Source organism: Plantactinospora sp. KLBMP9567, from assembly GCF_033446045.1.
GTDB lineage: Bacteria > Actinomycetota > Actinomycetes > Mycobacteriales > Micromonosporaceae > Plantactinospora.
The window spans coordinates 47,543-71,402 of record NZ_JAWQRR010000039.1; the positions used below are offsets into that span (position 1 = coordinate 47,543).

The following is a 23,860-nucleotide window of genomic DNA, read 5'->3' on the forward strand; positions in this document are numbered from 1 at the left end:
CATCGAGCGCCGGCACCACGTCCTGCCTGCCGCGGGGGTGCGCGAAGGTCGCGGCCGCGTTGCCGTCGGCTCCATATTCGCAGAGCAGGTCGGTACCGCTACAGTTCGGCCTCCGTCGGATCCGGGCCGCCGCCGGCTTCGCACCACATCAACCGATTTGATCGGGTACGAACATCGAGTCGACCGAAACTCGATCGCTGACACGCTGTGTAACGCTGGCCAACGCAGGGTTACTCGGCCACTGTAGGTAGCGGCGGCGTCACCCTCGCCGCGATCCGTACCACCCGGCCGACGCCTGCCCCGCGCCGCCGACGACGAGGAGTTTTCCGTGCCCAACCACGGTTACGAGCCCCCGGCTCCCGTGCTGCTGGCCCGGCACCGCCGGTCCGGCGGCGCGCACGTCGGGTATCGGAGGGTGACCGGGGTGCATCGGGCGGAAGGGCTCGGACGCCCGGCCCGCCGGTACCTGTTCACGGTCGCACTGCTGGCCGGCACCTCCTCGTTGCCGATCCTGGCTGCCATCGGCAGCGGCTCGGCGACCGTCTCCGACGGGATGCGCCCGGCCGACGCGACCCCGTTCGCCCCACCCTCGCCGGGTGCACTGCCGGGCTACCCGACCGTCCCGCCGCTGGTGGAACCGGGACCGGCCGGTACGGGCGCCAGATCCGGGCGGACCGGCTGGCTGCCGTTCCTCGTCCCGACGAGCGCCGTGCCCGACCGCCCCAGCCCGACCGGAAGCGAACCCGGCCGGGTGCCGTCGCAGCTCGACCCACCCGCCGGGAACGAGCCCGGCACACCGCCGTCTCCGACCGTCCGGCCGCCGACCCAGTCGCCCACCCCGGCCCCACCGCCGGTGACGTCGCCGTCTCCGGTGCCGTCGGCGTCGCCCGGGTACCCGACCGGGGCGCCCTCCGCCGGGCCGACCAGCTCACCCGCGCCGACGGACGCCCCGTCCGCCCCCGCCGCGCCGGTGCCGACCAGCACCGTGCCGACACCCGGCACTACGGCCTCGGCCGGACCGGTCGCCACCCCCGGGCCGACCGGCCATCCGGCCACCCCCGCTCCGACCCCCGCACCGGTACCCAGCACCCCGCCCGCCGCAGCGCCGTCCTGAGCCGGCGCCTCCCGGGGTGGCGTGCCGGACCGCCCTCTCGCGGTGCCCCCGGCCGGCGCTGGCAAGGCATTCGGAAAACGGCAGAACACCGCCGCCGCCTGACTCACGACCAGCTCTGCGCGTTTCTCCAGGTCAGATACTCATCGAAGATCTTAGCCAGGCCACCATGCTCTGCCCGTCGCTGCAGAAACTCGTCAAGCAGCAGAAACAGCGTTTCAACGGCGGCCTTGTTGAGCTCAGGATCCGCCTGAAGCTCCTCGGGTTGCGGCAGCCTGTCCGGGAACGCCTGCCACAACACCAGCGCCTCCCAGATCAGATTGTCGCCGTGCCCACACCGGGCCACGAGCCACTCCCGGAACCCGGCAAGCAACTGCCGGTCGTTGCCGGCCTCGCAACCTCGGATGAAGACCGTGAAATCGTGGAACGAGCCGTCCAGCGTGAACGGGCCCGGACGTCGGTGCACGTCCGCGAAGAGCTTCCGGTAGTCCATCCCGCCATCCAACCAACCCCCGCCACTTGACCCCTGAGAAGATCGGAGGTCTTTTGGTCGTCCCCAGCCGGGCCCCGTCCGTGCCTTCGCCCGGGTGGTGGCCGACGACGGATGCGGCAAGGGAGAGGCACGGCTCAGTTCCGGCTGACCGACGGACGGAGCATCGGCGGGTGCAGCAGTCCGGCCGGACCGCGCCGGAAGAGCTGGGCGGGCCGGCCCCGGTCGCCCTCGGTGACCCGGCCGGCCGGCTCCACGAAGCCGGGGGTACTGGTGACCTTGCGGTGGAAGTTGCGCGGGTCCAACCGGCCGCCCCAGACGGTCTCGTAGACCGTACGCAGCCGGGCGATGGTGAACTCCGGCGGACAGAACGCGGTGGCCAGCGGGGTGTACTCGAGCTTCGCCCGGGCCCGTTCGAGACCGTCGGCCAGGATGACGTCGTGGTCGAAGGCGAGTCGGGCGTCGGCGACCCGGGACACCGGCAGCCAGTCCGCCGCTGCCGCATCCGTGCCGGCCACCGGAGGCGGTAGGTCCGGCAGCAGCGCCAGGTACGCCACGGTGACCACCCGACCCCGGGGGTCCCGCTTCGGCGACCCGTACGTGCCCAACTGTTCGAGATGGCCGATCGGCTCGGGAACTCCGGTCTCCTCGGTCAGTTCCCGGGCGGCGGCGTCCGGCAGGTCCTCGTCGAAACCGACGAACCCGCCGGGCAGCGCCCAGCGATCGTGGTACGGCGGCACGCCCCGGCGTACCAGCAGGATGCAGAGCTCGTCCGCCCGCACGGTGAGCACCACCAGGTCGACGGTCACGGCGAACGGCGGAAATTCGGCCATCTGAATTATCACCACCTTGACGAGAAGCTATCACAGCGGTTATCGTCAGTAGGACGAGAAAGGATTCGGTCCCGCACTCACCGGCCGGACCGAACTACCGGGACAAGGTCGTCGACCGGCAACGACGGCCTTCGGCGGCGCTGGCCTCCGGGCCAGCGCCGCCGCCCGGATCGGCTGGCGGGGGGGCCAGGCCGCTCACCGGTGGTGTCGGCGGGCCCGGCCTGCTCTCCCAGGTCGTGGCCCGCCGGCCATCGATGGCCGATCATTCGCCGCGGTCCCGCACTACCGGGCGGTAAGCACACTCGTGCGGACTATTCACCGGCCAGTGACGCGTAGCTATGCTGACCTCCCTCGATAAGACCGGTAACCCCGGTGACCCGACAGGAGGCAGCGTGGGTCGCACCAGCAAACGGTGGAGTCGTGGTCTACTCGCCACCACGCTCGTGACAGCGCTCGCGGTGGTGGCGGCGCCCGCGCCGGCACAGGCCAGTTCCGGCCTCGGGAGCCTCGGCTCCTGGGTGCTGCGCAAGGCCGTCACGGCCAAGGGCGTACACAAGCATCTCAAAGAGCTACAGAAAGTCGCGGACCGCAACAACGGCAACCGAGCCTCGGGCGCGCCCGGATATGACAAGTCGGTCGACTACGCGGAAAAGGTGTTCCGGAAAGCCGGATACCGGGTCACCCGGCAGGCGTTCGACTTCCAGACCTTCCTGATCAACACTCCGTCCGAACTGGACCGGGTCTCGGCGCCCGCCGGCGACCTGCCACATCGGATCATGAGCTACTCGGGCAGCGCCGACGTGACCGCCCCGGCCAGCGTGCCGGCCGGTGACTCCCAGGGCTGCGAACCGGGCGACTTCGGACCGGCCAACGTCGGCACCATCGTCGTGATCAGCCGGGGCACCTGCCCGTTCGGGCAGAAGGCCAGTACGGCGGCGGCGGCCGGCGCGGCGGCGGTGGTCATCTACAACAACATCCCGGGCGACCTCTCCGGGACCCTCGGCAACGACTACACCCTGGACTTCGCCGCCGTCGGCGTCTCGCAGGCGCTCGGCCAGGAGCTGGTCGGCCAGGTCGCCGCCGGTCTGACCCTGCGGGTCTTCACCGACACCTTCCGGGGCCAGGCCACCACCGAGAACATCTTCGCCGAGTCGCGCTGGGGCGACCCGGGCAACGTGGTGATGGCGGGTGCGCACCTCGACTCGGTACCGGAGGGTCCGGGCATCAACGACAACGGCAGCGGCAGCGGGGCCCTGCTGGAGATCGCCGAGCAGCTGCGCTGGTTCCCCACCAGGAACAAGGTCCGGTTCGCGCTCTGGGGCGCCGAGGAGGCCAACCTGGTCGGCTCGACGTACTACATCGCCAACCTGCCGCAGGCGGAGCGGGACAAGATCGCCCTCTACCTGAACTTCGACATGGTCGGCTCGCCGAACTACGTCCGGTTCGTCTACGACGGCGACAACTCGGCCTTCCCGCCCGGCACCGGGTCCGCGGCCGGCCCGCCCGGCTCGGGAGCGATCGAGAAGCTCTTCCACGACTACTTCCGGTCGCAGCGGCTGGCCTCGGCCGAGACGCCGTTCTCCGGGCGCAGTGACTACGGACCGTTCATCGCGGCCGGGGTGGACATCCCGTCCGGCGGCCTCTTCACCGGGGCCGAGCTGGTCAAGACGGCCGAGGAGGCCCAGGTCTACGGCGGCACCGCCGGTGCCCCCTACGACTCGTGCTACCACCAGGCCTGCGACGACATCGACAACATCAGCCTGAAGGCGATCGACGAGATGTCCGACGCGGTCGCGCACGCGCTCATCACGTACGCCTACGACACCCGCAGCCTCCACACCCCGCTGACCGGACCGACCCGCGGCACCACCGCGCCGGCCGGTGGCGGTGGCGGCCTGCACGACGACCACGAGGTCGCGATCTGATTTTCGGTACCGGACGACGGGGCGGCGCACTCGCGCCGCCCCGTCGCCGTTACGTGAAACTGTCGGTGCTCCGGAGTTGGCGTGGCGCTCGTGAACGTCCCACCCGTAGCCTTGACCTCGTGGCTTCTCCGACCGATCCCGGAGGTCCGATGACCGCCGCCCCGATCGCCCTCGACCGGCCCGGCCCGCACGGCTACACCACGGCAAACCGCCGGTCCGGATGGACCTGCCCGCGCTGACCGCCCGCCGGGCAAAGTTGCTGGGTCAGCCGGTCAGGGAAGGCTGACCGGCGGCTACGCCGGCTCGTCGTCCATGCGCTGCCGGTTCGCCTCGATCCAGGCGTCCAGCGCCGCCGGGTCGTTCGGGTCGACGCCGTCGGCGATGAGCTGGGCCACCGCCGCCGTCGCCGGGCTTCGCCGCTCCCCGGTGGTGTAGAGCCGGACGAACTCCGGCACCATCTCCTCGATCGAGGTGTCGGTCTGGGACGCCGCCTCGCCCGGCAGTCCCCGCAGCCGGGCGGCGTACGCGGCCCAGCTCCGGACGACCCGGGGCAGCATCGCCGCGTCGTCCATGTCGAGTACCGCCCGCCGGTGCACCCAGTCGAGCAGGAACAACCCGGCCACCGCCGGGCTCCACCGCAGCGGGTCCGGGTCGGAGAAGGTCGCCGAGTGGTCCAACACCAGGCTGAGGCAGAAGTGCAGCGAGGCGAGGTCGGCCTCGGGCACCTCGGGCAGCCCGAACCGGGCGGCCTCGGGCGAGGCGAGGAAGGACCGGACCAGCCGGTCCCGCTCGGCCGTGGAGAGCGGTTCCGGCTCGTCGTCGACGGTGGCGGCCGGTGAGGGCCGGGGCAGCAGCGCCAGCCGGGCGCCGACCAGGGTCCGGTCGGTGGCCAGCGAGCCCTCGTCGGGCAGGTCCCCCAGCTCGTCGGTGATGACCAGATGCCGGGCCACCTCGCCGCGCAGCCGGGCCGGATCCTCCTCCCGGAACCAGGTCAGCGCGTCGCCGGCACACATCTCCCGGACCTGACCGAGGATCCGCTCGGCGGGACCGCCGACGAAGACGTCCTTGGTGATGCCGATGTTGTGGTCCACCAGGGCCACCACGGCGTGCTCCGGCCCGCCCGACGTGCTGTCGTCGTAGGCGAAGGTGGCGAGGTAGGAGGTCTGGTCGCCGTACACGTCGCCGTAGGCGTAGCTGCCGGTCAGGCGTACCTTGCCGAGCTGGCCCGACCAGGACGGCGCCTGCGCGCCGGGCTTGACCGAGGCGGCGCCAGCGGCGTCCGGCACCAGGGCCGCGAAGACGGTCCGGATCGTGGTCGCGGCGGCGGTACGCCGACGGGACGTCGCGGAGAGGAAGTCGCCCACGAAATCCCGGACGGCATTGTTGCGATCTTCCTCCGCGATCGCGTAGACGCTGCCCAGCAGTGCGGTGCCGAGCATCTCGGCGTCGAGTGCGCAGTCGAGCTTGGTCACGTCGCGGGCGGCATGCAGCACGGCTTCAAAGGGGGTCCGAGGCGAGGCCATGGACCGACCCTACGCCCGAGGACGCCGGTGCAGCACGAGCAGCGCGCCGGGGCCGAGCACGCCGAGCAACAGCGTGCCCCGGCTGGCGAGCAGATCGGCACTGCTCAGCGTGCCGATGTGCGCCAGGTGGAAGACCAGGTGCACGGTACTGAAGATCAGCAGCCCGCTCAGCACCACGACGGTGACCCGCCGGTCGTCGAACCAGGCGGCGGCCAGCAGCATCGCGCCCAGGGTCAGGAACGCCGCCCCGACGTCGGTCATCAGGTGTGAGTTGTACGGCGGGTAGCCGGCCGTCCAGGAGAGCCCGAAGCCGGGGAAGTTGTCGAAGAACCAGCGCGGTGCCAGCACGGCGGGCACCCCCCAGGAGATGTGCAGCACGCCGAGCAGCACCAGCCCGCCCCGGACGAGTATCGCCCGCCACCTGCCCGTGGTCGTCCCGCTGTGCCGCTCGCCGAGGACGCGGCGGCTCATCGGCGCCCGGCGGCGACGCCCAGCGCGGAGCGTGCCTCGGCGTACGCCCGCAGCACCTCGCGGACCGGGGTCACCACGTAGCCCCGGGCGGCCTCGGCCACCGCGTCGTGCATCCGGCCCTCGGCCCGCCACCGGGCCCGCCGGGCGGCCCACCTGATCACGGGCTTGACCAGCAGCGAGAGCAGTGCACCGCAGAGCAGGCCGCCGAGCAGCGCGACGGTGGGCAGCGGCGCCACCCCGACCATCGGATAGTCCAGCTCCGGCAGCCCGAGGGCGCGTACCGCGTAGCCGAGAAGCAGCCAGCCCAGGCCGACGACCGCGGTGACCGTGACCAGCCACTGCACCGCGTTGACCAGCCGCCACCAGACCGGCTGGCGGTCCATCCCGAGATCGGTGGTGGCGACGGCCCGGTCGAGCGCGTCGGGCAGGTCGGCCAGCCGGGACCGGGCCGCTGCGGTCACCGCCGCCGGCCAGGGGCTCGGCAGCGTCGCCCCGGCCCGGTCGGCGACCGCCCGGACGGCGAGTCCGACGGCGGAGCGCTGTGCCGCGCTCGGTTCGGGTACCGATGTCGCCCCGACCGACGGGCGCTCGATGATGCCCAGCAGCCCGCCGGGCTCCGCGGGACGTTCCGGCTCGGCGGGCGCCCCGGCCAGGTGCAGCCGGCGCAGCGGGTCGGGACGGAGCCGTCGCAGGCCCCGGGCCAGCGGCCAGCCGGTCGCGGCCACCGCCCGGTGCCGGTACGCCTGCTCGGTCGCCTCGGCCACCGCCGGTACGCCGGCCGCGGCGGCCAGCGCGTCGATCAGCCGGCGGATCGTCGGCCGGTCCACGTCGTCGTCGGCCCGTCCGGGGTCGACCAGTCCGGCGAGCCCCTCGATGACCGTGTCCACGTCTCCGGAGAGCCGCCGCAGCGCCGCCTGCCGCTGCGCGACCGCCTGCTCCAGGGCGCCCCGCAGCGGTGCCGTGCCGGCGTCGCCGAGCGCCGAGGTGGCGAGCACCGGTACCCCGGTGAGCTGGTCGGCGTCGACCAGCCGGCGCAGGTCGGCGAGCACCCGGGGCAGTTCGTCCGGGGACAGCCGGTCGGCCTGGTTGAGCACCACCACGGTGACGTCCCGGTGCCGGTGGAACTCGCGCAGGTAGCTGCGGTGCAGCACCTTGTCGGCGTACTTCTGCGGGTCGACCACCCAGACGACCAGGTCGACCAGGCCGAGCAGCCGGTCCACCTCGGAGCGGTGCGACCACTCCACCGAGTCGAAGTCGGGCAGGTCGAGCAGGACCAGGCCGTGCAGCGCCGCTTCGTCCGCACCGTCCAGCGCGCTCTCCCGGACGAACCGGTGCCGGGGCAGTACGCCGACCCAGTCGAGCAGCCGGGTCGCGCCGTCCAGCGGCCCCCAGACGCAGGCATGGGTGACCCCGGTGGTCGGCCGGCGTACCCCGACCGGCGACATCTCGAACCGGGCCAGGGAGTTGAAGAGGCTGGACTTGCCGCTGCCGGTGGCACCGGCCAGTGCCACCACGGTGTGGTTGAGCGAGAGTGCCAGCCGGGTGCCGGCCCGCTCGATCAGGGTGTGCGCCGCGACCAGCCGCTCGTCGGGCAGGTGGCCGTCGACGGCGCCGAGGAACCGGTTGACCGCGTGCAGGCGTTCGACCAGCCGATCCGGGTCGGCCCGCTGGTCGGGGCGGAACGCGTCCCGAACCCTGCCCAGGATGTCGGTCATCGGGCCTCCGCTCCGACCGTCCCGGCGGCGCCGGCCCGCGCGGCGTGGACCAGCCGGGCCGCCTCGCGGAGCTGGTCGCCGTGGCCGGCGTCGACGCCGGCCGTCGCGGTGCGGGCCAGGTAGCGGGCCGCCTCCTCGTCGAACAGCCGGTCGACCATCCCGAGCAGCTCGGCCCGGGCCCGGGTGGCCAGGCTGCGGGTCGCCTGGTCGCCGAAGATCGCTTCCAGTACCTTCTGCGCGGCGACCGTGGTGCCGCCGGCCGCCGCCACCTCCAGCCCGGTCGGGATGAACGCGGTGGAGGCGAAGGCGGCGATCATCACCGCCAGTCCGGTGGCGTTCACCGCGTACGCCGCGCTGCGGGCCACGAAACGCTTGTCGCCGCCCTGGGCGCGGACCAGCTCCAACACGCCGCGCTGCCAGTCCCGGACCAGCCGCTCGGCCCGTTCCGGCAGGTCCTCGCCCGGTCGGGACAGCTCGCTGGTGAGCAGCGCGGCGCCGGCCGGATGGGTCTGCCAGGCCGTGGCGGTCTGCTCGGCGGCCGTGGCGGCGGACTCCCGCAGCAGCGTGACGAGCTGCGACTCGATCGCGCTCCGGAGCTGGGCGTTGGGGGCGGGGCGACCGGTCACCGCGGCGACGAGCCGGTCACGGAGCTGGCCGACCCGGGCCTCCAGGGTGCGGAAGAGTTCACCGGTGCCGACGAACTCCTGCCAGCGGGCCAGCACCTCGCCGCGGAGCAGCCGGCCGTCCCGGAGCGCCTCCTCCACCGAGCGGCGGGCGCCCCGGTAGCCGCTCCGGACCCGTTCGTCCAGCGTCTGTGCGGCGTTCGCCTGCTGGTCGGCGGCGGTGGCCAGGCTGCCGACGGCCGGGCCGAGTGCGGCGACGGCACCGTCCAGGGTCTGCCGGATCACCGCCGCCCGGGCCTCCGAGTCGGCGGCGAGCCGACCGAACCAGGAGCGCAGCGGCTCGGTCAGCCGCCCCGGCAGCAGCCCCTGCCCGTCGACCACCGTCTCCGGGAGTACGAACAGCGGCGCGGCGCCGAGCTGGTGTTCGGCCAGCATCTCGGCCAGGTGCGCGGTCACCTCGTCGGTGGCGGCCGGTGGCACCCGGTCGAGGACCAGCGCGATCGCCGTACCGCGGAGTCGGGCGGTGTGCAGGAGTTCCCAGGGCACCGCGTCGGCGTACCGGGCGGCGGTGGTGACGAAGAGCCACAGGTCGGCGGCGGCGAGCAGTTGGGCGGCGAGCGCCCGGTTGGCGTCCACCACCGAGTCGATGTCCGGGGCGTCCAGGAAGGCCAGCCCGGCGGGCAGGGCGGGTGCGGTGACCAGGTGCAGGGTGTCCGGCAGGTCGCCGGGGGTGGTGGTCCGGGTCAGCCCGGGCAGCAGTTCGCCCTGCCGGAACCAGGCCGCGTCGAGCGGGCTACAGACCAGCACCGGCGAGCGGGTGGTCGGCCGGAGCACGCCGACACTGCTGACCCGGGCCTGCACCAGGCTGTTGACCAGGGTTGACTTGCCGGCGCCGGTCGAGCCGCCGACGACCACCAGCAGCGGCGCGTCGAGCCGGGCGAGTCGGGGTAGCAGGTAGTCGGCGAGCTGGGCCCGCAGCGCCGAGCCGAGCTGGCGGGCCTCGTCCGCTCCCGGCAGGGTCAGTGGATAGGCGGTGACGTCGATCGCGGTCCGCAGCCGGGTGAGCGCCCAGCGCAGGTCAGAGGCAGCGTCGCCGGCCGGGGGCCGGCCCTCCACGGCGGCGGGGACGGTCTCGGGCGGCGTGGGGACGGCCGGGGGCACCCGGTCCGCCGGACCGGCCGGGTCGCCGGCCGGTGGGTCCTGGAGGGTGGTATCGGCCTGCTCGCGATCCGCGTCGGCGATGGGGTTTTCCGGGCCGACCAGGGGCGTGCCGAGGCCGGTGGCCGGTTCGCCGTGGGTCGTCACGGGGTAAAGACTGCCCGATCCCTGCAACACAGACAACAGGCACCGTTGCTCGCGGATCAACGCACTGCCCGCCGTCGGTTTCCTGGCCGGCTGTCCGGATCCCCACGACCACTGTCGATGCCCGGCCGTGTCGAGGCATTCGCGGTGGTGGAAGCCGTGGTACGGGTTGCGTCGATGTGACTCAAGTCCGACTTTGCGCGTACGGCGGATCGTGGCACTATTGAGTCCGGTCCACTCAACTTGCGGTGGGTGTGCTGCGGGCGGTGCCCGTCACCTGCCTTGTAACGAAGCGAGGAAGCGAAGATGGCACGTGCGGTCGGAATCGACCTCGGCACGACGAATTCCTGCGTCAGCGTTCTCGAAGGCGGTGAGCCCACCGTCATCGCGAACGCCGAGGGCTCGCGGACGACTCCTTCGATCGTCGCGTTCGCCCGCAACGGCGAGGTGCTCGTCGGTGAGGTCGCCAAGCGTCAGGCGGTGACCAACCCGGACCGGACCATCCGGTCGGTCAAGCGGGAGATGGGCACCAACTGGTCCGTCGACATCGACGGTAAGAAGTACACCTCACAGGAGATCTCCGCCCGGACGCTGATGAAGCTCAAGCGGGACGCCGAGGCGTACCTGGGTGAGCGGATCACCGACGCCGTGATCACCGTTCCGGCGTACTTCAGCGACGCCCAGCGGACCGCCACCAAGGAGGCCGGGGAGATCGCCGGCTTCAACGTGCTGCGGATCGTGAACGAGCCGACCGCGGCGGCGCTGGCGTACGGGCTGGACAAGGGCTCCAAGGAGCAGACCGTCCTGGTCTTCGACCTCGGCGGCGGCACCTTCGACGTGTCGCTGCTGGAGCTGGCCGAGGGGGTCATCGAGGTCAAGTCGACCAGCGGTGACAACCACCTCGGTGGCGACGACTGGGACGAGCGGATCATCGACCACCTGGTGAAGACCTTCCGGGGCCAGCACGGGGTCGACCTGTCCCAGGACAAGATGGCGATGCAGCGGCTGCGCGAGGCGGCCGAGAAGGCCAAGATCGAGCTTTCCGCCGCCACCACCACCAGCATCAACCTGCCGTACATCACCGCCGGCCCGGCGGCTGGCGACGGTGCCCCGTCGGCGCCGCTGCACCTCGACGTGACGCTGACCCGGGCGGAGTTCCAGCGGATGACGCAGGATCTGCTCGACCGCTGCAAGGGTCCGTTCGACCAGGCCATCAAGGACGCCGGGGTCAAGGTCTCCGACGTCGACCACGTGATCCTGGTCGGCGGCTCGACCCGGATGCCGGCCGTCTCCGAGCTGGTCAAGCAGCTCACTGGCCGGGAGCCCAACAAGGGCGTCAACCCGGACGAGGTCGTCGCGGTCGGTGCCGCGCTCCAGGCCGGTGTGCTCAAGGGCGAGGTGAAGGACGTCCTGCTGCTGGACGTGACCCCGCTGTCGCTGGGCATCGAGACCAAGGGCGGCATCTTCACCAAGCTGATCGAGCGCAACACGACCATCCCGACCAAGCGCTCCGAGGTCTTCACCACGGCCGACGACAACCAGCCGTCGGTGCTGATCCAGGTCTTCCAGGGCGAGCGGGACATCGCGGCGTACAACAAGAAGCTCGGCACCTTCGAGCTGACCGGCCTGCCGCCGGCACCGCGCGGTGTGCCGCAGATCGAGGTCACCTTCGACATCGACGCGAACGGCATCGTGCACGTCAACGCGAAGGACCTCGGCACCGGCAAGGAGCAGTCGATGACGATCACCGGCGGCTCGGCGCTGCCGAAGGACGACATCGAGCGGATGATGCGGGACGCCCAGGACCACGCCGACGAGGACAAGCGGCGCCGGGACGAGGCGGAGACCCGCAACCAGGCCGAGCAGCTCCAGTGGCAGACCGAGAAGTTCCTCGCCGAGAGCGGGGACAAGCTGCCGGCCGAGCCGCGCGACAAGATCAACGAGGCGCTCGGTGACCTGCGCTCCGCGCTCGGCGGGACCGACCTGGAGAACGTCAAGTCGGCCCACGAGAAGCTGCTCAAGGTCTCCCAGGAGGCCGGCTCGCTGCTCTACGCGCAGCAGCAGGCCGAGCAGCCGGGGCAGCCGGGTGCCGCCGACGCGGGCCCGGAGGCCGGGCCGACCGGCGCCAAGAGCGGCGCCGACGACGTGGTGGACGCGGAGATCGTCGACGAGGACGACAAGAAGTGAACCCTTTTCCACCTGGACCGCGCGGCGCTCACGCACCGTATCCGACCCTACGGTCCATCGGACCGCAAGGGGAGGTTGAAGAAGGTTCGGTGATGACGCGTTCCCCGCGTACCCGGGCTGGCCGTAAGCACAACGGATCGAGGTAGCTGAATGACGGACAAGCCACGAGCCGCCGAGCCGGAGTCCACCGGATCGGCGCCGGGTGGCTCCGCGCCCGCCGGCCCTGCCTCGGGCACGGACGGCGAGGGCGTCGTCATCCGGAACAACCGGAAGATCAACCCGACCGGCGACCAGCCGGGCTCGGGCGGTACGACCGACGGGACCACCCTGGCGGCGAAGGATCCGAACCCGGATCCGGAGCCGCCGGGTGACACCGAGCCGGTGGTGGCCGCCGGAGAGGTGGACGACACCGCGTCAACCGGTGCCGCGGCTTCGGTCGACGACGCGAAGTCGGCCGAGGGCGGGTCAGAGGTGGCGGACGACGCGACCACCGGTCCGGGCGACGTGACCGTCGACGACTCCGGGGCGGCGACCACCGACCCGGCCACCCCGGTGGTCGACGACACCGAGCTCGCCGAGGTGCTGGCGGCGGAGCGACCGTCCGGCGCCGACGGACCGGTGGTGGACGCCCCGGCCACGCCGGTCACCGAGGCCACCGCCGACGTCGACGGTCCGGGCCCGCTCGGCGCCGAACTCGCCGCGCTGCGGGCCGAGCTGGACGAGCGGACCAGGGACCTCCAGCGGGTGACCGCGGAGTTCGCCAACTACCGCAAGCGGATGGACCGGGAGCGGGCCAGGGACGCGGACCGGGCCACCCGGGTCGTACTGGCCGCGCTGCTGCCCGTACTCGACGACCTGGATCGGGCCCGCGAGCACGGTGACCTGGTCGGGCCGTTCGGCACGGTGGCGGAGCAGTTGAACACCGCCCTGGCCAAGTTCGGGCTGACCCCGTTCGGCGAGAAGGGCGACCCGTTCGACCCGAACCAGCACGAGGCGGTCGCGCACCAGACCTCGGCCGAGGTCACCGAGCCGACCTGTGTCGAGGTGTTGCGGCGGGGCTACCAGGTCAACGATTCGCTGCTGCGGCCCGCGCTGGTCGCGGTGGCCGATCCGGAGCCGGAGTGAGCGCTCCGGCGGTCGAGGAAACCGGGTCGAAGCGAGGTTGAGCCGGTGCGCCGCGGGGGGGGGGGGGGCGCCCCCCCCCCCCCCCCCCGCCACAGGGGAAGGAGGTGGACGACCGATGAGTTCCAAAGACTGGCTGGAGAAGGACTTCTACGCCGTACTGGGGGTGGACAGGTCCGCCTCTCCTGACGAGATCAAGAAGGCCTACCGCAAGCTGGCCAGGGAATCGCACCCGGACCACAACCCGGGTGACGCCCAGGCCGAGGAGCGGTTCAAGGCCGTCTCCGAGGCGTACGACGTGCTCGCCGACGCGCGCAAGCGCAAGGAGTACGACGAGATGCGCTCGCTCTTCGGGTCGGGCGCGTTCCGCCGCAACGCCCGGTCGGGCGGGCCCGGCGGATATCCGTTCGACGTGTCGGACCTCTTCGGCGGTGTTGGCCAGCCGGGCGGTGCGGCCGGCGGGGACCGTCGGTTCGGTGGGGCGGGCTTCTCCGACCTGTTCAGCTCGATCTTCTCCGGCGGGGGTCCCACCCGGACCCGTGGCCCGGCCCGGGGCCGGGACGTGGAGGCCGAGGTCATGCTCGACTTCGACGACGCCGTACGCGGGGTGACGGTGCCGTTGACGCTGCGCGCTCCCGGTGTCTGCGACACCTGCCACGGTGACGGCGCCAAGCCGGGTACGCTGCCCCGGACCTGCCCGCAGTGCCGGGGCGCCGGAGTCGTCACCCGCAACCAGGGCTCGTTCAGCTTCTCTGAGCCGTGCCGGGAGTGCCAGGGCGTCGGCACGATCGTGGACGAGAAGTGCCCGGAGTGCCGGGGCACCGGCGGGGTGACCAAGTCCCGCACGCTCAACGTGCGGTTTCCGGCCGGGGTCGCGGACGGCCAGCGGATCCGGCTCGCCGGCCGGGGTGAGCCCGGTGACCGGGGCGGCCCGCCCGGCGACCTGTACGTCCTGGTCAAGGTCCGCGAGGACGACCTCTTCGGGCGCAGCGGCGACGACCTGACCCTGACCGTGCCGATCACCATCGCGGAGGCGGTGCTCGGAACGGACCTGCGGGTGCCCACGCTGGACTCGGCGGTGACCCTGCGGGTGCCGCCGGGCACCCCGAGCGGCCGTACGCTGCGGGCCCGGGGCAGGGGTGTGGTGAGGCGGGACGGCCAGGCCGGTGACCTGCTGGTGACCGTGGAGATCGTGGTCCCCGAGCAGCTCTCCCCGGAGGCCAGGAAGGCGCTGGAGGAGTTCGCCGCGCAGACTCCGGCGGCGGCACGGGAACATCTCGACGTCCGGGTGCGTCGTTTCAACTGAGCTGTTGGCAACGCGGAGGTGATCAAGGTGGCCGAGGAGTATGTCGTCGTCTCGATCGAGCAGGCGTCCGACGCCAAGGTTTTGATGATCTCGGTCGCGGCCCGGATGGCCGGCATGCACCCGCAGACCCTGCGCCAGTACGACCGGATGGGGCTGGTGCAGCCCGGTCGCGCCCCGGGCGGCGGTCGCCGGTACAGCGCCCGGGACGTCGCACTCCTCCGTGAGGTGCAGCGGCTCAGCCAGGACGACGGTGTCAACCTGGCCGGCATCAAGCGGATCATCGTGCTGGAGCAGATGGTCGACGAACTCCAGCAGCGGATCGCCGGCCTACAGGCCGAGCTGGAGGCCGCCTATCGCCGGGTGGCCGAGCTGGAGGCGCTCGGCGGGCTGCCCCGCCGGGACCTGGTGCCGACCAGCCGGCCCTCGACCGCGCTGGTGGTCTGGCGCCCCCGCCGCACCTCGGGCCCGTCGGCCTGACCTCTCCGGCTGCTCCGAAAGCACTACGCCGGGTGTTTCGGGAACATTACGCCCGATTCTCGGAATCCGTTAGCCAGAAGGCTCGGAAACCATTACCCCGGGGAGCCCGGGAGGCTTCACCGTACATAGCGGTGGCGTCGGAGTCCGCTGTACCGCCGGTCTCCGGCATCTTTCTCCGTACGCTCCCGGTGAAGGTCATGAAGCGTCTTGTCCATCCGGCCCGGTCCGGGTAAGGGGTGGCGGGCCGCCGAGTCGTGTCTTGGTGCCGCGCTATGACGCGGCTCTGCGGATGCTTGTGACCCGAGCGAAGGAACTGATCAACAGTTTCCGGAATGTGCACGGTTACAAGATTGTTTAATTGACGGCTATCAATGTTCTGACTATGGTGGGCTGCGGGCGCGACCGCATCGCGACGACCGGAAGGGAACTACCATGTCCAACGTGATGGCTGTCGGCGGCGTACTCGCGGCATTGTTTGCCTCGACGGTAGCTACCGAGCCTTTGGTGACTCCTGCCGAAAGGGTCACCATCAGCGTGGAGACCGTCAATGGATCGGGCTGCCCGGCGGGGACGGCCGAGGTGAGCACCGCAGCCGACAACACGGCCTTCACGGTGAGCTACAGCGACTACTTCGTGCTGGCCGGTGCCGGGGCGAAGCCGACCGAGTTCAGGAAGAACTGCCAGCTCAATCTGCGGGTCAACATCCCACAGGGGCTCACCTTCGCGGTGGCCCAGGTGGACCTGCAGGGCTTCGCGTACCTCCAGCGGGGAGCCAGCGGCTCGCAGCACTCGCACTACTACTGGATGGGCAGTTCGTCGACCGCGCAGACCAGCCACGAGTTCACCGGGCCGTACAGCGGCGGCTGGCGCACCTCCGACCGGGCGGCTGCCCTGGTCTACGCACCCTGCGGCGAGGCGCGCAACCTCAACGTCAACACCGAACTGCGGGTCGATGGCGGCAGCGCCGACAACGGCACGAGCTTCATGACCATGGATTCGAGCCGGGGCAGTGTGCGCAGTGTCTACCACCTCAGCTGGAAAGAGTGCTGACCGCGCCGCCGTAAACGCGTCCCCCGGCGGCAGTTTGTCGGGTTAGCGCGAATCAGGGCCCCCGGGCCGGCCGATGGAATTGTGAATGTCCATCGAGCCTGGCCCGGGGGCCCTGTGTATTCGGTTGCGGGTCGTAGTACCACCCTTTCGGTCAATACGCATTCAACTTTAAGACATTGACGCAGTTCAATAAATAGAGTTAAGGTGTGCCTGCGCGCGCGACATTATCGCCACGATCGGGAGGGAACCCATGATCAGTGTGCTGGCCATTGGCAGTCTCGTTGCCTCGATGCTCGGCGGGATTGTCATCCCGACGGATCCGCCCGTGGAGCCTCCGGACGAGAAGATTGTCATCGAGGTTATTACCATCAATGGTTCGGGTTGCCCGGCCGGGACCGCGGCCGTCGCGGTCGCCCCCGACAACACCGCCTTCACGGTGACCTACAGCGACTATCTCGCCCAGGTCGGCGTGGGGGCGCGGCCGACCGACGCCCGGAAGAACTGCCAGTTGGCCTTGCAGGTGCACGTCCCGGAGGGCTTCACCTACGCCATTCTCCAGGCCGACTACCGCGGCTACGCCTACCTGGCGAACGGTGCAACCGCGGTGTCGCGGGCCAACTACTACTTCCAGGGCTCCTCGCCGACGACGTACAAGAACCACAACTTCAGCGGCCCGCTGGACGACAGTTGGCAGACGACCGACACCTCCGAGCTCACTTCGGTGAGCTACGCGCCCTGCGGCGAGATGCGCTTCCTCAACATCAACACCGAGCTGCGGGTGAACGTCGGGACGTCCAACCCGGCGACCACTACCAGCTTCATGGCGATGGACTCGACCGATGGTGGCATCAACACCATCTACCACTTCGCATGGAAGAAGTGCGAAGAGTCCTGACGTGAAGCCTCCGGGTTGGGATGCGGGAATCTGCTCCGGCATCCCGGCCCTGGGGACGGGGCCCGCCCGGTCGGCGTTGTCCGGGCCGTGCGGGCACCGGCGAAGAGGGTCATCCGATCGTTGGATGACGTTTGATACATCGCGCGGGCAACGGCTCGCGCGACGGTGACCGAAGGGAGCCCCGGAAATGTTGCACACATTAGTCATCGGCAGCCTGGCGGCGTCGTTAATGGGTCTGCCGGTACTCGCCGATCCCGTACCGACCACGAATCCGCCGGCAGAGCGCATCACGATCGAGATCGTGACGGTCAACGGGTCGGGTTGCCGGCTCGGCACGGCGGCGGTCGCCACGGCGCCGGACAACACCGCCTTCACGGTGACCTACAGCGACTATCTCGCCCAGGCCGGCGCGGGTGCCCTGCCGACCGACTTCCGGAAGAACTGCCAACTGGTCCTCAAGGTGGACGTCCCGGGTGGCTTCACGTACGCGATCGGGCAGGCCGACTACCGCGGCTTCGCCCATCTCGAACGCGGTGCCAGCGGCATGCAGCGGGCGAGTTACTACATCCAGGGCACGTCGCCGACGGCGGCCCGGACGCACAACTTCGCCGGCCCGGTCAGTGACAGTTGGCAGACGACCGACACCACGGACGTAGCCTCGCTGGTCTACGCCCCCTGTGGCGAGGTGCGGCTGTTCAACATCAACACGGAGCTGCGGGTGAGTCGGGGTACGTCGGACCCGAAGTCGACCAGCTTCATGATGATGGATTCCACCGACGGCGGAGTCAGCACGACGTACCACTTCAACTGGATGCGGTGCGAGTAGACCTCGCCGGGACCGGGTCCCGGCGTGCCCGAGCCAGGGCAACATCCACGCGCACCGGTACGGCAGCCGCCGTCCGGCGTCGCGACGGCTCAAGCGAAGAACTCGGCTGGCGCTCGTCGAGAGGTGCTTCGAGCGCCAGCTCTTCCTGCCGGACCTCCGGGCCAGTGACCCCGAAGGGTCCTCTCCCGGCCCGCTGCCCGGTTTCCGGCACACGGGACCGGTGAGATCAGTAACCTGACCCGTGGTGCGGCTTCCGCAGTTCGCGGTCCTCCGGTATGCAGGTCAGGTCCCGTGCTCCGCACCGGCACCAGAGGTGGCCGGTGGTCCGGGGTCCACGGGGGGTCCCGGCCCACCGCTCGTCCGGCCGACCCGGGTCAGCTCAGCCGGCGGGACTGCCGGACCAGGCCGCCCTCGCACCAGTCGCGGTAGTCGAACAGTTCCGGCCTGGCCTGGAGCATCCGGGTGTTGTGCGCCCAGATGACCATCGGCTCGTCGCCGAGCCGCTCGGCCTGCTCGACCAGCTTCCGCAACCGCCGCTTCGGATGGGCCTGGAACTTGGTCCGGATGCCGTCCGCGGCATAGATGTAGAGGCAGTGCAGCGCGAACCGGCGGGCCGGACACGACCGGTCCATCGCCAGCTCGAACAGCGTGCCGATCAGCCGGTCGCCGGAGACCAGCAGGTCCCAGTCCTTCGGCATCGTATGCAGCGGGACCGAGTCCGGTTCGTAGGCCCAGGCACGAAGCTCGGTGGGGGACGGGTCTACCGGGTTGGCAAAGCCCCGGAACGCAGAGTCCTGCACGCTCAACGGGCCGCCTTTCCGCTCGCGCGGCTGCCGGGCACCCCGGCCCCCGCAAGACCTGTGGCTACTGCGGCGACACGGTAACGCGCTGTTGCCAACCTGCGAAAGGGCCGCCAAGTGCTATTTCATCAACCCGTTACGCGTTGGTGGAACCGACCGAACGGTGATCCCGACATGTGGAGCGCGGCACCCGCCGCGCCCCAGCTCACTCCGCCGCCGGAGCCGGTGTCGGCGCGGCGGCGGCGGCGGACCGCCGCAGCCACCGCTTGAACCAGCCGAAGTCGGGCAGCCGGGCCAACATCGGACCGGTGATCACCGTGATCAACACGTACGCGGTCGCCAGCGGACCGAGTTGCGGATTGACCACACTGGTGGTGACGGCCAGCCCGGCGATGACGATGGAGAACTCGCCGCGCGGCGACAGCGCCAGTCCGGTCCGCCAGCGGCCCGGGCGCCCGATGCCGACCCGTTTCGCCGCCAGGTAACCGGTCAGCACCTTGGTGGCCATGGTGACCACGGCCAGCGCGAGCGCCGGCAGCAGCACCGGCGGGATGGCCCGGGGGTCGGTGTTCAGGCCGAAGAAGACGAAGAAGACGGCGGCGAAGAGATCGCGCAGCGGCGAAAGCAACTCCGTCGCGTTGTGTGCGACCGGACCGGAAAGCGCGATGCCGACCAGGAAGGCGCCGACCGCCGCCGACACCTGGAGCCCGGCCGCGAGTCCGGCGACCAGCAGGGTCAGCCCGAATACGCCGAGCAGCAGCGCCTCCGGGTCCCGGGCGGAGAGCATCCGGGAGAGGAAGTTGCCGTACCGGATCGCCACCACCAGCACCACGACCACGGTGAAGACCGCGATGGCCAGCGCGATACCCCCGCCGAGCAGGCTCTGACCGCTGAGGATCGCGGTGACCAGCGGCAGGTAGAGCGCCATCGCGAGGTCCTCGATGACCAGCACCGACAGGATGACCGGAGTCTCCCGGTTACCGAGTCGGCCGAGGTCGGCCAGTACCTTGGCGATGACGCCGGACGAGGAGACCCAGGTGACCCCGGCCAGCACTACCGCACCGACCCAGCCCCAGCCGAGCAGCAGCCCGAAAGCCGCCCCCGGCAGCGCGTTGAGCACGCCGTCGACCAGTCCGGCCGGCGCCGCGGCGCGCAGGTTGCCGACCAGTTCGCCGGCGGAGTATTCCAGGCCCAGCATGACCAGCAGCAGGATCACACCGATCTCGGCGCCGACCTCGAAGAATTCCTCGCTGGCCGAGAGCGGCACCAGCCCGCCGTGCCCGAAGGCGAGCCCGGCGAGCAGATAGAGCGTGATCGGTGAGAGCCCGATCCGCCGGCTGAGTCGGCTGAGCAGTCCGAGGACGAACAGCAGCGCACCGACCTCGATGAGCAGGACAGTGGTGTGATGCATTTCCCGTCAGCCGTCCGGGTCGGTCTCGGCGAGGATCGCGGTGACACCGTCTAGTCCCTGGCGGGTGCCGACCACGACCACGACATCGCCGGCCTCGAACCGGAAGGTCGGATCGGGTGAGGCGATCACCTCGCGTTCCCGGAGGACAGCGACGATGGATGCGCCGGTACGGGTGCGGGTCTGCGTGTCACCCAGCCGCCGGCCGACGTACCGCGAGCCGGCCGGGATGGCGATCTGCTCGGTGAGCAGCCCGGCGGCCTGCTGGCGCAGCCCGGAGAGCTGGCCGAGCATCAGCGAGGCGCCGAGAATGTCGGCCAGCGCCTCCGCCTCGTCGTCGGTGAGGGGGACATCGGCGGTGCAGGCGTCCGGATCGTCGGGGTCGTACAGCACCAGATCCCGTCGGCCGTTGCGATGCGTGACCACACCGAGCCGGCGTCCGGAGGCGGTGACCACGTCGTGGCGTACGCCGATCCCGGGCAACGCCGTCTGCTCCACACGTACTCGCACGTAACCAACCGTACCCGTCCGTCGATCGAGGGCTGCATGGGCCGGGCCCGCCCCGGTGGCGGATCGGTCCGGAACCGTACCGTCGGTCGGGGGTCGGTGCTCTGTGGAGGTGACCGATGCGCGTTTCCGAAGGACGTACCGGGTCGGTGCCGGCGGCGGTCCTCACCGTCGCACTCGTCGCCGGCTGCGCCGCCGGCCCGATCGGGGACGCGTCGGTCTCGCCGGACGGCGGGTGGATCTGGCGGACGACGGCGCTGCCCGAGGTCGACGGCGACCTCGGGGACGTGCTGCCGGTGTTGGCGGCCGACGGCGACGCCTGGCTGGTCGGGTACCACGCCGAGGACCGGACCCGGGCGCATCCGCCCGGCGGCGGGGTGTGGCTCGGGCTCGGCTCCGGTACCGAGCGGCGGTGGGTCGAGGTGCGGTTGGCTCGAATGTGACCGACGTCACGACATTGGAGTTGAGTGGAATAGACTCAACTCTGGTTGTGTCGTTCGTACTGGAGGTGGTGTCGCCGGGCGGCGGCGTCACCGCCCGCCACGCTGCCGATGCCGGCCCGTGCCACGGCCGGCGAACCGTATTGGGAGCCCATGAACGCCGAACGTCTCACCACGAAGAGCCGCGAAGTCATCACCGGCGCCGTCGCGACGGCGAACCAGCGCGGCCACGCCACCGTCGAACCGTGGCACCTGCTGCTGTCCCTGCTGGACACCGGCGGGTCCACCGCCGCCGGGCTGCTGCGGGCGGTCGGGGCGAATCCGGCCGACATCCGGCGGGCCGCCGCCCGGGCCGTGGAGAACCAGCCGGCCGCCCGGGGATCCAGTGTCGCCGAGCCGAGCCTGTCCCGCGAGTTCGTCAACGCGATCGGCGCGGCCGAACAGATCGCCCGGCCGCTCGGCGACGAGTACACCTCGACCGAGCACCTGCTGGCCGGGCTGGCCCGGGTCGGCGGCGCGGTCGCGAACACCCTCAAGCAGGCCGGCGCCACCGAGGAGAACCTGGTCGCCGCCTTCCCCACGGTACGCGGCGGCGACCGCCGCGTCACCACCGCCGACCCCGAGCAGACCTACCAGGCGCTGGAGAAGTACGGCGTCGACCTGACCGCGAGCGCCCGGGACGGGAAGATCGACCCGGTGATCGGCCGGGACGCCGAGATCCGCCGGGTGGTCCAGGTGCTCTCCCGGCGTACCAAGAACAACCCGGTGCTGATCGGCGAGCCGGGCGTCGGCAAGACCGCGATCGTCGAGGGGCTGGCCCAGCGGATCGTCGCCGGTGACGTCCCCGAGTCGCTCCGGGACAAGAAGCTGGTCTCGCTCGACCTCGGCGCGATGGTCGCCGGTGCGCAGTACCGGGGGCAGTTCGAGGAGCGGCTGAAGTCGGTGCTGGAGGAGATCAAGAACTCCGACGGCCAGGTCATCACGTTCCTCGACGAACTGCACACCGTGGTCGGCGCCGGCCGGGGCGAGGGCTCGATGGACGCCGGCAACATGCTCAAGCCGATGCTGGCCCGGGGTGAGCTGCGGATGGTCGGCGCGACCACCCTCGACGAGTACCGCGAGCACATCGAGAAGGATCCGGCGCTGGAGCGGCGTTTCCAGCCGGTGCTGGTCGGTGAGCCGACCATCGAGGACACCATCGGCATCCTGCGTGGACTCAAGGAGCGCTACGAGGTGCACCACGGCGTACGCATCACCGACGCCGCGCTGGTCGCCGCCGCCAGCCTCTCCGACCGGTACATCACCGAACGGTTCCTGCCGGACAAGGCGATCGACCTGGTCGACGAGTCCGCCTCCCGGCTCCGGATGGAGATCGACTCCCGGCCCACCGAGGTGGACGAGATCGAGCGGGCGGTACGCCGGCTGGAGATCGAGGAGATGGCGCTCGCCAAGGAGCCCGACCCGGCCTCGGCCGAGCGGCTCGAACGCCTCCGCAAGGAGCTGGCCGACAAGCGCGAGCAGCTCACCGCGCTCAGCGAGCGCTGGCGGCTGGAGAAGGAGCACATCACCCGGATCTCCACCGCCAAGGAAGAGCTGGAGCGGCTCGGCGGGGAGGCCGAGCGGGCCGAGCGGGACGGCGAGCTGGAACGCGCCGCCGAGCTGCGCTACGGCCGGATCCCCGAGCTGAAGGCCGCGCTGACCCGGGCCGAGGGCGAACTCGCCGGGTTGCAGACCGACGGGGCGATGCTCAAGGAGGAGGTCGGCGCCGACGACATCGCCGCGGTGGTCGCCTCCTGGACCGGCATCCCGGCCGGCCGGCTGATGGAGGGCGAGACCGCCAAACTGCTCCGGATGGAGTCGTCGCTCGGCGCCCGGGTGGTCGGCCAGGCCGAGGCGGTCGCCGCGGTCTCCGACGCGGTACGCCGGGCCCGCGCCGGGGTCGCCGACCCGGACCGGCCCACCGGCAGCTTCCTCTTCCTCGGCCCCACCGGCGTCGGCAAGACCGAGCTGGGCAAGGCGCTCGCCGAGTTCCTCTTCGACGACGAGCGGGCCATGGTCCGGATCGACATGAGCGAGTACGCCGAGAAGCACTCGGTGGCCCGGCTCGTCGGTGCCCCGCCCGGCTACGTCGGCTACGAGGAGGGCGGACAGCTCACCGAGGCGGTGCGTCGCCGGCCGTACTCGGTGATCCTGCTGGACGAGGTGGAGAAGGCGCATCCGGACGTCTTCGACGTACTGCTCCAGGTGCTCGACGACGGCCGGCTCACCGACGGCCAGGGGCGTACCGTCGACTTCCGCAACGCCATCCTGATCCTCACCTCCAACCTCGGCTCGGCGGTCGTCTCCGACCTGACCCTGGGTGAGGAGGAGCGCCGGGAGGCGGTGCTGGCGGTGGTCCGCTCGCACTTCAAGCCGGAGTTCCTCAACCGGCTCGATGACATCGTGGTCTTCGCCTCGCTCACCGGGCAGGAACTGCGCGGGATCGTGGACATCCAGCTCGACCGGCTGCGGCGGCGGCTCGCCGACCGGCGGCTCGGCCTGGACGTCACCGACGCGGCCCGGAGCTGGCTGGCCGAGCACGGGTACGACCCGATCTACGGTGCCCGGCCGCTGCGCCGGCTGGTGCAGTCGGCGATCGGCGACCGGTTGGCCAGGGCGCTGCTGGCCGGCGAGGTGCGCGACGGCGACACCGTCCGGGTCGACCTGGCGGACACCAAGGAGTCGCTGACCGTCGTCCGGGTCTGAGCACACCGCCGGCGGGGCCGGCCCGACCCCATGGCGGACCGGGCCGGCTCCGCCGTCCGTCGGTGAGCCTGAGCGCTCCAGCGCCCCGCCCGGCGAGCGCTCCG

At 71.4% G+C, this 23,860-nt stretch carries 20 protein-coding genes; 11 read left to right on the top strand and 9 right to left on the bottom strand.

Translation table 11 applies throughout. The features are described 5' to 3' along the window. Positions 1-328 precede the first annotated feature (328 nt). A complete protein-coding gene (locus R6Y94_RS28585; RefSeq protein ID WP_318398946.1) occupies positions 329-1,114 on the top strand; it encodes a hypothetical protein in 786 nt (261 codons plus the stop codon). Positions 1,115-1,217: 103 nt separating this feature from the next. On the opposite strand, the gene R6Y94_RS28590 is transcribed toward R6Y94_RS28585, so the two are convergent. Then, positions 1,218-1,604 carry a hypothetical protein gene (locus tag R6Y94_RS28590; protein ID WP_318398947.1) on the bottom strand — a complete coding sequence of 129 codons (387 nt, stop codon included), beginning with the start codon at positions 1,602-1,604 and terminating at the stop codon, positions 1,218-1,220. Between the two features lie 134 nt (positions 1,605-1,738). Beyond that, complete coding sequence (locus tag R6Y94_RS28595; RefSeq protein ID WP_318398948.1) at positions 1,739-2,434, bottom strand: NUDIX hydrolase; 696 nt, start codon at positions 2,432-2,434, stop codon at positions 1,739-1,741. Positions 2,435-2,826: 392 nt separating this feature from the next. Between R6Y94_RS28595 and R6Y94_RS28600 the strand changes: the two genes are divergently transcribed. Further along, complete coding sequence (locus R6Y94_RS28600; RefSeq protein WP_318398949.1) at positions 2,827-4,359, top strand: M28 family metallopeptidase; 1,533 nt, start codon at positions 2,827-2,829, stop codon at positions 4,357-4,359. A 293-nt stretch (positions 4,360-4,652) separates the two neighbouring features. Here R6Y94_RS28600 and R6Y94_RS28605 read toward each other — a convergent pair whose 3' ends face one another. Genes R6Y94_RS28605 through R6Y94_RS28620 form a run of 4 tightly spaced genes read right to left on the bottom strand, consistent with a single transcriptional unit; the run spans position 4,653 to position 9,996 of the window. Beyond that, a complete protein-coding gene (locus R6Y94_RS28605; RefSeq protein ID WP_318398950.1) occupies positions 4,653-5,882 on the bottom strand; it encodes a hypothetical protein in 1,230 nt (409 codons plus the stop codon). 9 nt (positions 5,883-5,891) lie between these two features. Next, positions 5,892-6,353: a hypothetical protein gene (locus R6Y94_RS28610; RefSeq protein WP_318398951.1), complete on the bottom strand. Its 462-nt coding sequence runs from the start codon at positions 6,351-6,353 to the stop codon at positions 5,892-5,894. Continuing rightward, entirely contained in the window at positions 6,350-8,068 is a 1,719-nt protein-coding gene (locus tag R6Y94_RS28615) for a GTPase (protein ID WP_318398952.1), read from the bottom strand. The genes R6Y94_RS28610 and R6Y94_RS28615 overlap by 4 nt, the downstream gene beginning before the upstream one ends. Continuing rightward, entirely contained in the window at positions 8,065-9,996 is a 1,932-nt protein-coding gene (locus R6Y94_RS28620) for an ABC transporter (RefSeq protein WP_412102911.1), read from the bottom strand. The genes R6Y94_RS28615 and R6Y94_RS28620 overlap by 4 nt, the downstream gene beginning before the upstream one ends. A 303-nt stretch (positions 9,997-10,299) precedes the next feature. On the opposite strand from R6Y94_RS28620, the gene dnaK reads away from it, so the two are divergent. The 7 genes from dnaK to R6Y94_RS28655 all read left to right on the top strand — a co-directional run bounded on the left by dnaK (position 10,300) and on the right by R6Y94_RS28655 (position 17,856). Next, positions 10,300-12,180: a molecular chaperone DnaK gene (gene dnaK, locus R6Y94_RS28625; RefSeq protein ID WP_318398953.1), complete on the top strand. Its 1,881-nt coding sequence runs from the start codon at positions 10,300-10,302 to the stop codon at positions 12,178-12,180. 150 nt (positions 12,181-12,330) lie between these two features. Then, entirely contained in the window at positions 12,331-13,305 is a 975-nt protein-coding gene (gene grpE, locus R6Y94_RS28630; protein WP_318398954.1) for a nucleotide exchange factor GrpE, read from the top strand. 115 nt (positions 13,306-13,420) lie between these two features. Continuing rightward, positions 13,421-14,608: a molecular chaperone DnaJ gene (gene dnaJ / locus R6Y94_RS28635; RefSeq protein ID WP_318398955.1), complete on the top strand. Its 1,188-nt coding sequence runs from the start codon at positions 13,421-13,423 to the stop codon at positions 14,606-14,608. A gap of 84 nt (positions 14,609-14,692) precedes the next feature. Beyond that, entirely contained in the window at positions 14,693-15,085 is a 393-nt protein-coding gene (locus R6Y94_RS28640) for a heat shock protein transcriptional repressor HspR (RefSeq protein ID WP_318399084.1), read from the top strand. 504 nt (positions 15,086-15,589) lie between these two features. Then, positions 15,590-16,135 (top strand): DUF4360 domain-containing protein, encoded by a 546-nt coding sequence (locus R6Y94_RS28645; RefSeq protein ID WP_318398956.1) that lies wholly within the window; start codon positions 15,590-15,592, stop codon positions 16,133-16,135. Positions 16,136-16,385: 250 nt separating this feature from the next. Next, positions 16,386-17,030 (top strand): DUF4360 domain-containing protein, encoded by a 645-nt coding sequence (locus R6Y94_RS28650; protein ID WP_318398957.1) that lies wholly within the window; start codon positions 16,386-16,388, stop codon positions 17,028-17,030. A gap of 187 nt (positions 17,031-17,217) precedes the next feature. Continuing rightward, positions 17,218-17,856, top strand: coding sequence for a DUF4360 domain-containing protein (locus tag R6Y94_RS28655; RefSeq protein ID WP_318398958.1), 639 nt, complete (start codon positions 17,218-17,220; stop codon positions 17,854-17,856). Between the two features lie 374 nt (positions 17,857-18,230). Here R6Y94_RS28655 and R6Y94_RS28660 read toward each other — a convergent pair whose 3' ends face one another. The 3 genes from R6Y94_RS28660 to R6Y94_RS28670 form a co-directional block, all read right to left on the bottom strand. Next, on the bottom strand, positions 18,231-18,662 hold the full coding sequence (locus R6Y94_RS28660; RefSeq protein ID WP_318398959.1) for a hypothetical protein: 432 nt from the start codon (positions 18,660-18,662) through the stop codon (positions 18,231-18,233). A 199-nt stretch (positions 18,663-18,861) separates the two neighbouring features. Next, positions 18,862-20,067 (bottom strand): cation:proton antiporter, encoded by a 1,206-nt coding sequence (locus R6Y94_RS28665; RefSeq protein ID WP_318398960.1) that lies wholly within the window; start codon positions 20,065-20,067, stop codon positions 18,862-18,864. A gap of 6 nt (positions 20,068-20,073) precedes the next feature. Further along, a complete protein-coding gene (locus R6Y94_RS28670; protein ID WP_318398961.1) occupies positions 20,074-20,574 on the bottom strand; it encodes a cation:proton antiporter regulatory subunit in 501 nt (166 codons plus the stop codon). 116 nt (positions 20,575-20,690) lie between these two features. On the opposite strand from R6Y94_RS28670, the gene R6Y94_RS28675 reads away from it, so the two are divergent. Together R6Y94_RS28675 and clpB are read left to right on the top strand one after the other, a co-directional pair. Next, a complete protein-coding gene (locus R6Y94_RS28675; RefSeq protein WP_318398962.1) occupies positions 20,691-21,014 on the top strand; it encodes a hypothetical protein in 324 nt (107 codons plus the stop codon). Positions 21,015-21,164: 150 nt separating this feature from the next. Beyond that, positions 21,165-23,756: an ATP-dependent chaperone ClpB gene (gene clpB, locus R6Y94_RS28680; RefSeq protein WP_318398963.1), complete on the top strand. Its 2,592-nt coding sequence runs from the start codon at positions 21,165-21,167 to the stop codon at positions 23,754-23,756. The last annotated feature ends 104 nt before the right edge of the window (positions 23,757-23,860 follow it).